We start from the raw sequence: 12,486 nt of genomic DNA on the forward strand, positions 1-12,486 counted from the left end.
GCCGGAATTCTTGGCCCCTGCTAGCCCAAAGCACCCGTGTCGTAAAGCGGCAAACCCTGCTTCGTGATGACAATGCCCGCGGCCGGCGATAGTTTCCTCACCCGTCCAAGCAGAGGAAGCCTGCCCCATGCCCATCCGTCCGATTCTGCGCTATCCACATCCGGGCCTGAAGACTGCCTGCGCGCCGGTGACGGCCTTCGATTCCTCGCTCACAGCACTTGCCGACGATCTGCTGGCGACGATGCGCGCAGCCCCCGGCGTAGGCATCACCGCCGCCCATATCGGTGTCTTCAACCGTGTCACGGTGCTGGAGCTCGACAAGGCCGACGGCGTGCACCTCTATGTCAATCCTCATATCACCTGGTTTTCGAAGGAGACGGTGAGCCATACCGAAGGCAGCGTATCCATGCCTGGCGCGACCGACGAGGTGACGCGCCCGCGAGCAATCCGCTTCCGCTATCAGGATGCCGAGGGCGCCGTGCACGAGGACGGTGCCGAAGATTTCCTTGCCATCTGCATCCAGCACGAAGTCGACCAGCTCGATGGCATTTTCTGGCTGCAGCGCCTCTCGCGCCTGAAGCGCGACCGTCTCGTGAAGAAATGGGAGAAGGCCGAGAGTTGACAATCACGACTGACAATCACGGCTGACAAATCGCCGTCCGCACCGAACCATTCGCCGCTGCCGGCGTTTCCAGCAAAAGCAACAAGGAGCGACTGCAATGGCAAGGATCGGTGACAAGACCCCGATTTCGCGGGAAAAGCCTGAGCTTTCCCGTGAAGAGGATTATCGCGACCTCGAAGAACGCAACCTCGATGACGGCTGGCCCTATGCCGATGACAGCGGCGCCGGCACCGGCGGCCCGGATAATCGCCCTTACGGCGAGGCTGCGGCCAATTTCGACAGCGATCCCAACAAGGGCTTCCGGATAGACGGCACGGATGAGGACGGCAACGAGAACCGCCTGAAGGATTCGCTGCGCGCCGATACGATCGACCGCGATGAAAGTGACGAGCTGGAAGCGCGGGTGAACGACAATCTCGAAAACATCCCTGATGTCGATATCGACAGCATCGAGGTTCATGCAGACGGTCACGTCGTCACCCTGGAAGGTTCGGTGGAAACGATCGGCATCGCCCGCAAGGTCGAACTCGCCGCGCTTTCGGTCGACGGTGTCCATCATGTGCGCAACAAACTGCAGCTGACCGGTGTCGACGCGCATATCCCGAACGAGGACTAACGTCACGCATACGGACAATCGGCGGAAGGCGCCGATGCCTCCCGCCCGCCTGTTACATTACCAAAAGTTAACAATTTCAGATTGCAGCCGGATACGTCTTTTGAGGCACCGTATTTTGCCGTTTTACTTAGGCAGCTTTTGTAACGCGAACGTCAATTTCGTTGATAACACTGTGATTTCATTTGGACAAAAGGTCGCGGCTGCGTCGCCTTTTTATCACAAAATTGCCTGAATTGGGGCGCGAACTCGTGTTTGCCGAGGGTTAGTTTATGTTGTGGAATTCAACAGCAGATTGAGGAGATAGACCCATGCGCATCAAATTTGCCCTTGCCGCTTCCCTGTTCGCCGTCAGCCTTGCAGGCGCTGCCTTCGCCCAGCCGACCTATTCCGATGACTACACCAACGACAGCGACGGCTTCGCGCCGAGCCCGACGTCGAAACCGGCCCCGGTCCACTACAGCAGCCGCAAGGCCCCGGCCTATTCCAGCGACTATACCAATGACAGCGATGGTTTTGCACCGAGCGCCATGGCAGCCCCTGCCGTCGACAAGACCGCAACGGCCAGCATCACGCCGCTGCCCCCATGCCACAGCATGATCGGCCCGAAGGGCTCCCACACCAAGGGTGCCGACAGCGGCGCCTCCCGCACCGAAGCATGCCGCGCGACGCATTGAACCGATAGAAGACCTGGATCCGATAAAAGAAAGGGATCCGACAAAAGAAAGGGCCGGAAATCGGCCCTTTCTTTTCAATCCATCTTTATGTCGTCTCAGAATGCCAATGGAACGAGCCGGTAACGGGTCGTGGCCATGAAAGCCTCGTAAGCAGGATCCTGCTTGAGCAGACCTTCTTCCGCCAGGAGGCGGAAACATTGTGCGGCCAGGGCCGTCGCATAGATGGCGAAATTCCAAAGGCTCGGATGAGCCAGGAAGAAGCCGATGTGTGTCATCAGATATCCCGCATACATCGGGTGGCGGATAAATTTGTAAGGCCCGCCGATCTTGACGCCGCGATTGGCCGGCACCAGGCCGAAGCTTCGCCGCAATGCCAGCTTTGCCGATATCTGCAAGATGAAACCGAGCGCCATCACCGTCCCGCAGAATGCGAGCGGCGCTAGCGGCTGTGTCGCAGAGGGCGCGGCAAGCAGCGGGAAGATCGTGCCAATGGCAGTAACCGTCCAGTCGAAGAAGCGTAGCGACGCATTTCTCGTCGGCCGGCGGGTCAGGATGAGGAATGCGGCAGCTCCCTCCGAAACGATCAGCAGGCAGTCGATGATCGCGCGATCGTCCTGCATCTGCGGCAGGACCCGCATGACGATCCCAACGAAGAAATAACCGATGAGAACCTTCTCGATAATATCGACAACGAAATACACATCGAGGAACGACCAGCTTGCCGCTGCTTTTTTTCTCATTGTCCTCGGACTTCCATATTCACACTGCTGTGATGTCCTATATATTTCCGCCGCTAATTATCGGTTAAAACGCTGGCTCAGATCTGACGGTGAAGCGATTGCCGAGCCTGACGGCAGAAAGACTCGAACGTCCAAGGGTTCCTCGACAGCGACCTCAACGCTACGCGACCGCCAAAGCTTCCACGAAGCATTGTTCCCCTAGAAAAAGCCGAAACCAGCCTTTCTTTCCGATACAAATTGCCCCGGTCGCCGCGATTAGTCAGGTTTCGCCGGCCGTTTCGCCGAAAACCGCTTCGAAGGCGGTGCGCAGCCGGATATCGACATCAGCCATCATCACCGGCAAGCCAAGATCGACGAGGCTGGTCACGCCATAGGCCGATATCCCGCAGGGCACGATGCCGCCGAAATGATCGAGATCGGGATCGACGTTGAGCGACAGTCCGTGGAAGGTCACCCATTTCCGCAGCCTTATGCCGAGAGCGGCGATCTTGTCCTCGGCCATCGTCCCATCGGCCAGCAATGGCTTTTCCGGCCGTCGCACCCAGACGCCGACGCGATCTTCACGTCGCTCACCGCGCACATTCATCATGTCGAGCGTGCGGATGACGACATCTTCAAGGGCGGCAACGAAGGCGCGCACGTCCTGACGCCGCCTCTTCAGATCGAGCATGACATAGGCGACGCGCTGGCCGGGCCCATGATAGGTGTATTCACCGCCACGCCCGGTCGCAAAGACCGGAAATCGATTCGGCTGGACGAGATCCCTCGCATTGGCGCTGGTGCCGGCAGTATAGAGCGGCGGATGTTCGACGAGCCAGACGAGCTCATCACCGCCATCTGATATCACCGCCACCTCGCGCTCCATCGTCTCCACCGCCTCCTCATAGGGAACGAGGCCATCGGCGATGCGCCAACGGACCGGCCGCGTGCCGAGTTGGGGAAGCATGGAGAATTCGAGATCGGTGCGAAGCATGGCCATTCCTCGCCGCTCTCCCCGAAATGCCTGTGAAATAGGGGCGGCAGGACAGCTATATGGACCCGTTTCGAGACCAATTCAAATGCTGTGACCGGTTTTCAAAAAAACTGTCGTATCGCCCTTGTGCACCCCAGATGCTTTTGCTACATGCTGCCCCGCCGACGCAAATCGGCACCTACCACGATGCGGTCGTGGCGGAATTGGTAGACGCGCAGCGTTGAGGTCGCTGTGGGGCAACCCGTGGAAGTTCGAGTCTTCTCGACCGCACCATTTCCCTTCAGGGAAACGCTTTCTAAGCGAAGATTTCGTTTTCACCTCGAAGCCATTTGCGATTGCTCGGCTTGATCGCCCGGCCTTCTCATGGTTGATGGCGTCATCCTCGCAAGAATCAGCGGCCATGTCAGCGTCCCATCAAAATCCCCTGCAGGGCATGGCCATCATGTCCGGCGCCATGCTCATCCTGCCGACCATGGATGCGATCGCCAAATATATGGCGACCTTCGAGGCGATGTCGCCGGGTCAGGTGACCTTCTACCGATTCTTCTTCCAGATTGCCTGCACCCTGCCGATTCTTTTCGCCCTTTTCGGGCTGAAGGCGCTCTCGGCCAAACGGCCATGGATGAACCTGCTGCGCGGTGTGCTGCACGGTGCTGCAAGCCTGCTGTTCTTCGTCGCCGTCAAATACATGCCGCTCGCCGATGTCTTCGCCATCTATTTCGTCGAGCCCTTCATGCTGACCGCCCTGTCGGCGCTGTTTCTCGGCGACAAGGTCGGCTGGCGGCGCTGGACAGCGATCGTCGTCGGTTTCGCCGGCGCGATGATCGTCATTCAGCCAAGTTACGAAATTTTCGGCTTGAAGGCGCTGCTGCCGGTCGCCTGTGCCTTTCTGTTCTCGCTCTATCTCTTCCTCAACCGCGCCATCGGCGAGGCCGATTCGCCGCTGACCATGCAGACGATGGCCGGCATCGGCGGAACGGTCTTCATGGCGGCTGCCCTTCTCGTCGGCAGCACTTCCGGCAATGCCGATTTTACCGTCTCCCTGCCCTCCTCCGTGCTCGGCCTTATCCTGCTTCTCGCCCTCGGCTCGATCTCCGGATATGCGCATATGCTGGTGGTCCGGGCTTTCCGGCTCGCGCCGCTGTCGCTGCTAGCGCCGTTCCAGTACTTCGAGATCATCTCGGCGACCGTTCTCGGTTATGCGCTGTTCAACGATTTCCCGAGCTTTTCCAAATGGATCGGCATCTTCGTCATCGTTGCGTCTGGCCTCTTCATCATCTGGCGCGAGCGGCTGCAGGCGCAATCGTTAAAATCTTCCTGACCTCGGGAATGTCAGGTTAACTCCTCTTCTTGAGGGATCGTCAATTCGCCGGCGCTAAAATTGTCTCCGGTTTCATGATGAAGCCTGGAGTTAAAACATGAGCGAATTTCGTCTCGCTTTTCCGGCCTGTGTGGTGGCCGGCAAGCATCGGCTGACGGCCGAAGATATAGTGCTGCTGCGCAAACATGCTTTTCCGGAGGGCATCCGGACATCCGACGATGTCGTGGCGATGTTGGCGCTCAATAATTCCTGCCCTGAAAAATGTGCCGCTTGGAACGCTTTTTTCGTGGAGCAGCTCGCCGGCTTCATCGTTCGCTACACCTATCCGCAAGGCTCACTTGATGAAATCAACGTCGCCTGGATCATGCGCATGTTTACGACCGATGGTGTCGTCAACTCGGCGCTGGAACTCGAGCTCATTCTTCACGTCATGGAGATCTCGGCCGATGTCCCGGGCGAGTTGAGAGCGCTCACCCTCGATCAGCTCCGCCTGGCGATCACCGACAATATCGGTGGCTACAAGCTGTCGCGTGCCGTCGATCGTCGGGGCATCACCCGCCAGGACATCGATTTCGCGATGCGCATCTTCAGAAGCGTCGCCGAAGGCGGCGTTATCCCCGTCTCGTCGGTCGAATATGGCGTGCTCCAGCAGATCGAGCAGGCAACGCTGGACTGCGCCAATCATCCGCACTGGGCGGGGATCATGGCCGCCGTCAAGCTGCGCGAATATGCCGAGCCGCGGCGCAGCCGCTGGCTGCGCATCGTCGACGAGGAACCCGTCTCGGAAGCCGCTGTCGCCTGACGCTCCGCAAGCCTGATTGTGCGTTCCGGTGTTTTATGCGTAAAACTCCGGGACGCATTTCTGGGTGGAGTCTCGATGTTCAAGAAAATCCTGATCGCGAATCGCGGCGAAATCGCCTGCCGCGTGATCAAGACTGCACGCCGCATGGGCATTCTGACCGTCGCGGTCTATTCGGATGCGGATCGGGACGCGCTGCATGTCGAGATGGCCGACGAGGCTGTTCATATCGGCCCGGCCGCAGCGTCGGAGAGTTATCTGGCTGCCGAAAAGATCATCGCGGCCTGCAAGGCGACGGGCGCCGAGGCGGTGCATCCCGGTTACGGCTTCCTGTCCGAACGCGCCTCCTTCTGCGCCGAACTGGAAAAACAGGGCATCGTCTTCATCGGCCCGAAGCCGAAGGCCATCATGGCGATGGGCGACAAGATCGAATCGAAAAAATTCGCCAATGCCGCCGGTGTATCCACAGTGCCTGGCCATCTTGGCATCATCGTGGATGCGCCCCATGCGGAGGTGATCGCTGGCGGGATCGGTTATCCCGTCATGATCAAGGCGTCGGCTGGTGGCGGCGGCAAGGGCATGCGCATTGCATGGAACCAGGCAGAAGTGCGCGACGGCTTCGAGCGTGCCCGCTCCGAGGCGAAAAGCTCCTTCGGCGACGACCGCCTCTTCATCGAGAAGTTCGTCGTCGAACCCCGCCATATCGAAATCCAGGTGCTGGCCGACGCGCATGGCAACGTCGTGTACCTCGGCGAGCGCGAGTGCTCGATCCAGCGGCGGAACCAGAAGGTGGCGGAAGAGGCGCCCTCGCCCTTCCTCGACGAAATGACCCGCAAGGCCATGGGCGAGCAATCGGTGGCGCTGGCCAAGGCCGTCGACTACCAGAGCGCCGGAACGGTCGAATTCATCGTCGACCGCGATCGCAATTTCTATTTCCTCGAAATGAATACTCGCCTGCAGGTCGAACATCCCGTGACCGAACTCATTACCGGCATCGATCTTGTCGAGCAGATGATCCGGGTCGCAGCGGGAGAGCCTCTTCCACTCGCCCAGGAGGACATCAAGCTCGATGGCTGGGCGATCGAGAGCAGGCTCTACGCCGAAGATCCTTACCGCAACTTCCTGCCCTCGATCGGCCGCCTGACGCGCTACCGCCCGCCGGCGGAAGGCAGGACCGGCAATGTCGTCCTCCGCAACGATACCGGCGTCTTCGAGGGTGCCGAGATTTCGATGTATTACGATCCGATGATCGCCAAGCTCTGCACCTGGGCGCCGACACGGCTTGAGGCGATCGACGCCATGGGCCGGGCGCTCGACGGCTTCGTCGTCGATGGCATCGAGCACAATGTTCCTTTCCTGTCGGCGCTGATGAAACATCCGCGCTGGCGCGAAGGCCGGCTGTCCACCGGCTTCATCGCCGAGGAATATCCCGATGGTTTTGCGCCAATGAAACCGGACCCGGCGGAAGAAGCCGTGCTTGCGAGCATTGCCCTCTCCGCTTCGCTGATTGAGACGAACCGCCGCGAACGGTTTGCCGATCGTCTGCGCGCCGCATCGGGCGCGTTGCGCGAAGATTGGGTGGTCAAGATCGGCGACAAGTACGTCGCGGCACGATTGCTCGACGGTCTCGTCACCATCCCCTTCGATATGGACATCGCGATCGAGGGCGAGAACAACAGCGTTGTCACCGATTGGAGACCGGGCGACCCAGTCTGGAGCGGCAAGGTCGGAGGTCGCGACATTGCCGCGCAGATTCGCCCCGTTCTAAACGGGTTGCGTATCGACTGGCAGGGGCTTTCGGTGATTGCCAAGGCCTTTTCGCCGCGTCATGCCGAACTCGACAGGCTGATGCCGGTAAAGCTGCCGCCCGATACCTCCAAGCTCCTGCTCTGCCCGATGCCCGGCCTCGTCGTCGCCATCGCAGTTGCCGAGGGCCAGGAGGTCAAGGCCGGTGAGACGCTTGCGATCGTCGAAGCGATGAAGATGGAGAACGTGCTGCGCGCCGACCGCGATCTCGTCGTCTCGAAGATCAATGCCGCGGCCGGCGAAAGCCTGGCCGTCGATGCCGTGATCATGGAATTCGCCTGAGAGGAAGAGACCGGGCGAATGGCTGTTTTCGCTTGAGCCGAGTTCGTCGACCTTCGCGTCGGGGCTTGGCCAAGTCAGTGGTCATCGGCAGGCCGGCGCCGGCCAGGAGACCTCCATCTTGTCACCGACCGACTGCCGAAGATCGTCGCCTGGTACTTGCGAGGTAAGAGCCAAACCGAGCCGATAATCACCCACAACGACGCCGCTTGAAGACATCAACAGAAGCATCGAGCTGATGCACCAGGGCAAGAGCATCCGCTGCGTGGTCTTGTACTAAACACTGCCATAAAGACTGCGGGCTTGAAGTAAAACTGCTCGCTACCCCAAAAATAACTGGCCGGATCTGCAAAGGGCTTCACCAAGTGTGAAGCCCTTTCATGTTACCGTTTCGGTGCTTGGCACTCATGCTTTGGCAAAGGGGACCCTATGATCTTTCGGACTGTTATTTCGGCTTGCGCATTTGTGTTACTGCCCGCCATCGCACTTGCGGACCCCACAGGTTCCTACAAGGTCGCCGGCACCAGCGAGGACGGCAGCGAGTATCAGGGCACCGTCAAGGTGCTTCGCAACGGCGAGACCTATATCGTCGACTGGATGATCGGCAAGAACGAGTCGATCGGCACCGGCCTCGGCGCAAAATTCAGTGGCGATCGTTTCGAAATGGGTCCGGCAAGCGACGAGGACACGGCGATCTCCGTCGGTTACGTCTCCAAGGAGAATTTCGGCATCGCCATGTATTTCGAGCAGCCGGACGGCAGCTGGCAGGGTGTCTGGACCTATGGCGGCTCGGAAAAGGTTTCGAGCGAAATCTGGACTCGTGAGTAAACCGCGCGTATCAGGCGTCGGCATTGGATCCGGAAGTTTTTAGGTCCGGATCTAAATCAAAGAATTAGAGCATGATGTCTTCCGAAAACCGCGCACACTTTTCGGCCTCGTGCTCTGAGTGAGGTAAACAGCCTTTGATCTATGTCGACGCCGATGCCTGCCCGGTAAAGCCGGAAATCCTGAAGGTAGCCGAACGCCACGGCCTCGAAGTTACCTTCGTTGCCAATTCCGGCCTGCGCCCCTCGCGCGATCCGATGATCCGCAACATCATCGTCTCCAACGCCTTCGATGCCGCCGACAACTGGATCGCCGAACGCGCCGGCACGGGCGACGTCGTTGTCACCGCAGATGTGCCGCTCGCCGTGCGCTGCGTCGCGACCGGAGCCTTCGTCAGCGGACCCACAGGCCGCGTCTTCGACGAGACCAATATCGGCATGGCAAGCGCCATGCGCGATCTCGGCGCGCACCTGCGCGAAACCGGCGAGAGCAAGGGCTACAACGCCGCCTTCAGCCCGAAAGACCGCTCACGCTTCCTCGAAACCTTCGATCGCCTCTGCCGCCGCGCCAAAAGCCTTGCCGCGGAGGCTGACGGGCAGCCGTGATGCAGCAACTAAAGGTGCGATAGCGTCCTTTGCACGTCTGAAAGACGCGCGGCGCTGTAAGCGGCAAGAAGCGGCCGGCATGGCAGCTGTGCCGATTCCGATCTTGAACACCGCCGCTTCCTCACGCATATAGGCTTCATCGCAGACGACTGCGGCATCCTCCAGGATGCAACTGTCGCGGGGACGGCCTCGCTCTTCAACAAGGAGAGTCGCATGGCCTGGTTTCTGCTATTCCTCGCCGGTCTTTTCGAATGTGGTTGGGCAATCGGCCTTAAATATACCGATGGCTTCACCCGGCCGCTGCCGACGGCGCTGACCACCATATCGATGGTCATCAGCATCGTGCTGCTCGGCCTGGCGGTGAAGCATCTCCCGATCGGCACCGCCTATGCGGTCTGGACCGGCATAGGCACGGTCGGCACCGTATGTCTCGGCATCTGGCTGCTTGGTGATGCGGCAAGTGTCTCCCGCCTTGCCTGCATCACGCTGATCGTCGCCGGCATCGCCGGTCTCAAGCTTACCGCCTAATGTGAGGTTGAGGGGCGTCGCCGACGCCCCTCAGTGTATCGTTCAGGCTGCCTTGCGGTTATCGACGGCAAAAGCGCCGGGACCGGAGAAGAACAGGTAGAGGAAAACGAAGCAGAACAGGATCGCGGCGTCGCCCTGGTTGACGGCCGGGAAGAAGCTGTTCGGGGCATGCGCCATGAAATAGGCGACCGCCATTTCGCCGGCCAGCAGGAAGGCGACAGGCCGCGTCAGCAGGCCGACGAGAATGAGGATACCGCCGATCAGCTCAAGAAGGGCGGCGAAAAGCATCAGCGGCGGCAACGGGCCGGCCATCTGCGCAGCCGGGAAAGCGAAAAGCTTCATCGTGCCGTGTTCGATGAACAGCAGCGCGGTGATGATTCTGAGAGCGGCCAGCCCATAGGGGCGATAGGCAGAAAGACGCTCGAAAGTTGACATTAAACCTCTCCTTTAAAACAATGAGAGTCGAGCGTTAGCCTGTCCCCCGCAGGGATTGAACACACGGATCGCTGACGGCCGTTCACTTTTTCGACAGTGGCTAAACACCTGAGCGGACAGTTTTATTCGTCGGCGGCCGTCAAAGCGGGATGTTGTCGTGTTTCTTCCACGGATTGGCGAGATCCTTGTTGCGCAGCATCTTTAGACCGCGCGCCAGCCGCCGGCGGGTCGAGTGCGGCATGATCACCTCATCGACATAACCGCGCTCGGCGGCGACGAAGGGCGAGAGGAACCGGTCCTCATACATTTTCGTATGCGCGGCGATCTTTTCGGGATCGGCGATATCCTTGCGGAAGATGATCTCGACAGCACCCCTGGCGCCCATCACTGCGATCTGCGCCGTCGGCCAGGCATAGTTGAGGTCGCCGCGAAGATGCTTTGACGCCATCACGTCATAGGCGCCGCCGAAGGCCTTGCGGGTGATGACGGTGAGCTTCGGCACCGTCGCCTCGGCATAGGCAAAGAGCAGCTTGGCGCCGTGCTTGATGAGGCCGCCATATTCCTGCGCCGTCCCCGGCAGGAAGCCCGGCACGTCGACGAAGGTGACGATCGGAATGTTGAAGCAATCGCAGAAGCGCACGAACCGGGCCGCCTTGCGCGAGGCGTCGCTGTCGAGAACGCCGGCCAGCACCATCGGCTGGTTGGCGACGACACCGACGGTGGAGCCTTCGACGCGGCCGAAGCCGCAGACAATGTTTTTGGCAAAGCTCGCCTGGATCTCGAAGAAATCCCCCTCGTCCGCCACCTTCCGGATCAGTTCCTTGATGTCGTAAGGCTTGTTGGAGCCCGCCGGCACCAGCGTATCGAGCGACATGTCGACCTCCGTCACCGACTGATAGCATTCGATCTCGGGCAGCGGCGCGGTATTCGAAAGCGGCAGGAAATCGATCAGCCGGCGCACCTGCAGCAAGGTTTCGACATCATTGTCGTAGGCGCCGTCGGCAATCGACGAGCGAACCGTATGCACGATAGCGCCCCCGAGTTCTTCCGCCGTCACCGTCTCGTTGGTGACGGTTTTCACCACATCGGGACCGGTAACGAACATGTAGGAGGTGTCCCGCACCATGAAGATGAAATCGGTCATGGCAGGCGAATAGACATCGCCGCCCGCGCAGGGACCCATGATCACCGAGATCTGCGGTATGACGCCGGAGGCGAGCACATTGCGCTGGAATACCTCCGCATAACCGCCGAGAGCCGCCACGCCCTCCTGGATACGGGCGCCGCCCGCATCATAGATACCGACGACCGGCGCGCGGTTCTTCAGCGCCATGTCCTGCACCTTCATGATCTTCTCGGCATGCGCTTCCGATAGCGAGCCGCCGAACACGGTGAAGTCCTTGGCAAAGACGAACACCGTTCGGCCGTTGACCGTGCCCCAGCCGGTGACGACGCCGTCGCCGGCAATACGGCTCTTATCCATGCCGAAATCGGTGGAGCGGTGTTCGACGAACATGTCGAACTCCTCAAACGAGCCTTCGTCGAGGAAGAGGTCGATGCGCTCGCGCGCCGTCAGCTTGCCGCGCTTGTGCTGGGCGTCGATACGCGCCTTGCCGCCGCCGAGGCGGGCAATGCCCCGGCGCCGTTCCAGTTCCTCGAGAATTTCCTTCATGCGATCTCCCTCGCCGCTGCGGGCGGCAATCCGGCGGTTAGATTATGCGCTAGAGCATGATGCCGAAGAGTGTGAGCGGTTTTCGGGCAACATCATGCTCCAATTATTTAGCGCCGCGCCCGCTGAGTGAGAAAACCGAGCGTATCCTTGCCGCGACGTCCTCGGCCAGAATCTCGTCGGCAAGCTTGGGATCGGCGGCGATGCTGGTCACGTCGAAGGCACTGACGGCGATGACCGAGCCGTCTTCGACCGAGGCCGCATCGATGCTGATCTTGGCGACGTTGCGGTCCTTCTGGAAGCCGAGGCCCTTCTGGACGGAAACCACGCGGATCGTCAGCACCACCCGCGGCAGCACGGTGTCGCGCACGGTAGCGTTGATCGCCGCGTTGACGCGATCGTTGATGCCGGAAAGCAGCTCGGCCGGCATGTTAGGGCCGGAGAGAACGACGGCGCTGCGCACATCATAGACCGGCGCCGCCGGCTTGCTGGCCGAGAGGCTGCCGCAGGCCGTGAGCGCGACACAGATGAGTGTCGCCCGGCAAAAACACGACCTGAGCCAATTCATTGCAAAATCCCGCACCACCCCGTTGG

Annotated in this window: 14 protein-coding genes and 1 tRNA gene; 10 read left to right on the forward strand and 5 right to left on the reverse strand. The window is 60.2% G+C overall.

All coding sequences use genetic code 11. From position 1 onward, the window contains the following. Positions 1 to 127 precede the first annotated feature (127 nt). From ACIPSK_RS15675 to ACIPSK_RS15685, 3 genes are all read left to right on the forward strand, one after another. Positions 128 to 622, forward strand: a complete 495-nt coding sequence (locus ACIPSK_RS15675; RefSeq protein ID WP_162117100.1) for a peptide deformylase — start codon at positions 128 to 130, stop codon at positions 620 to 622. 97 nt (positions 623 to 719) lie between these two features. Continuing rightward, complete coding sequence (locus ACIPSK_RS15680) at positions 720 to 1,238, forward strand: BON domain-containing protein (protein WP_162117099.1); 519 nt, start codon at positions 720 to 722, stop codon at positions 1,236 to 1,238. A gap of 308 nt (positions 1,239 to 1,546) precedes the next feature. Continuing rightward, the gene (locus ACIPSK_RS15685; protein ID WP_017964425.1) at positions 1,547 to 1,912 is read left to right on the forward strand and encodes a hypothetical protein; all 366 of its coding nucleotides are present in this window, start codon (positions 1,547 to 1,549) and stop codon (positions 1,910 to 1,912) included. A gap of 95 nt (positions 1,913 to 2,007) precedes the next feature. Here ACIPSK_RS15685 and ACIPSK_RS15690 read toward each other — a convergent pair whose 3' ends face one another. Further along, positions 2,008 to 2,652, reverse strand: a complete 645-nt coding sequence (locus ACIPSK_RS15690) for a methyltransferase family protein (protein WP_017964426.1) — start codon at positions 2,650 to 2,652, stop codon at positions 2,008 to 2,010. Positions 2,653 to 2,911: 259 nt separating this feature from the next. Further along, positions 2,912 to 3,631, reverse strand: coding sequence for a lipoyl(octanoyl) transferase LipB (gene lipB / locus ACIPSK_RS15695; RefSeq protein WP_162117098.1), 720 nt, complete (start codon positions 3,629 to 3,631; stop codon positions 2,912 to 2,914). 182 nt (positions 3,632 to 3,813) lie between these two features. Here lipB and ACIPSK_RS15700 point away from each other — a divergent pair. The 7 genes from ACIPSK_RS15700 (at position 3,814) to sugE (ending at position 9,788) form a co-directional block, all read left to right on the forward strand. After that, a tRNA-Leu gene (locus tag ACIPSK_RS15700) sits at positions 3,814 to 3,898 on the forward strand. Between the two features lie 97 nt (positions 3,899 to 3,995). Next, entirely contained in the window at positions 3,996 to 4,946 is a 951-nt protein-coding gene (locus ACIPSK_RS15705) for a DMT family transporter (protein ID WP_210254184.1), read from the forward strand. A 97-nt stretch (positions 4,947 to 5,043) separates the two neighbouring features. Then, positions 5,044 to 5,748 carry a hypothetical protein gene (locus ACIPSK_RS15710; RefSeq protein WP_162117096.1) on the forward strand — a complete coding sequence of 235 codons (705 nt, stop codon included), beginning with the start codon at positions 5,044 to 5,046 and terminating at the stop codon, positions 5,746 to 5,748. Between the two features lie 75 nt (positions 5,749 to 5,823). Continuing rightward, entirely contained in the window at positions 5,824 to 7,833 is a 2,010-nt protein-coding gene (locus ACIPSK_RS15715) for an acetyl-CoA carboxylase biotin carboxylase subunit (protein WP_162117095.1), read from the forward strand. Positions 7,834 to 8,259: 426 nt separating this feature from the next. Further along, entirely contained in the window at positions 8,260 to 8,658 is a 399-nt protein-coding gene (locus tag ACIPSK_RS15720) for a hypothetical protein (RefSeq protein ID WP_162117094.1), read from the forward strand. 134 nt (positions 8,659 to 8,792) lie between these two features. After that, complete coding sequence (locus ACIPSK_RS15725; RefSeq protein WP_017964432.1) at positions 8,793 to 9,260, forward strand: YaiI/YqxD family protein; 468 nt, start codon at positions 8,793 to 8,795, stop codon at positions 9,258 to 9,260. A gap of 213 nt (positions 9,261 to 9,473) precedes the next feature. Then, complete coding sequence (gene sugE / locus ACIPSK_RS15730; protein WP_017964433.1) at positions 9,474 to 9,788, forward strand: quaternary ammonium compound efflux SMR transporter SugE; 315 nt, start codon at positions 9,474 to 9,476, stop codon at positions 9,786 to 9,788. A 42-nt stretch (positions 9,789 to 9,830) separates the two neighbouring features. Here the strand turns inward: sugE and ACIPSK_RS15735 are convergent, their stop codons facing one another. The 3 genes from ACIPSK_RS15735 to ACIPSK_RS15745 form a co-directional block, all read right to left on the reverse strand. Beyond that, a complete protein-coding gene (locus tag ACIPSK_RS15735; RefSeq protein WP_003559672.1) occupies positions 9,831 to 10,223 on the reverse strand; it encodes a DoxX family protein in 393 nt (130 codons plus the stop codon). Positions 10,224 to 10,362: 139 nt separating this feature from the next. Then, positions 10,363 to 11,895: an acyl-CoA carboxylase subunit beta gene (locus ACIPSK_RS15740; RefSeq protein WP_162117093.1), complete on the reverse strand. Its 1,533-nt coding sequence runs from the start codon at positions 11,893 to 11,895 to the stop codon at positions 10,363 to 10,365. A 103-nt stretch (positions 11,896 to 11,998) separates the two neighbouring features. Beyond that, positions 11,999 to 12,460, reverse strand: a complete 462-nt coding sequence (locus tag ACIPSK_RS15745; RefSeq protein WP_162117092.1) for a hypothetical protein — start codon at positions 12,458 to 12,460, stop codon at positions 11,999 to 12,001. Positions 12,461 to 12,486: the final 26 nt, after the last annotated feature.

This window comes from Rhizobium sp. LARHSG275 (assembly GCF_052871115.1).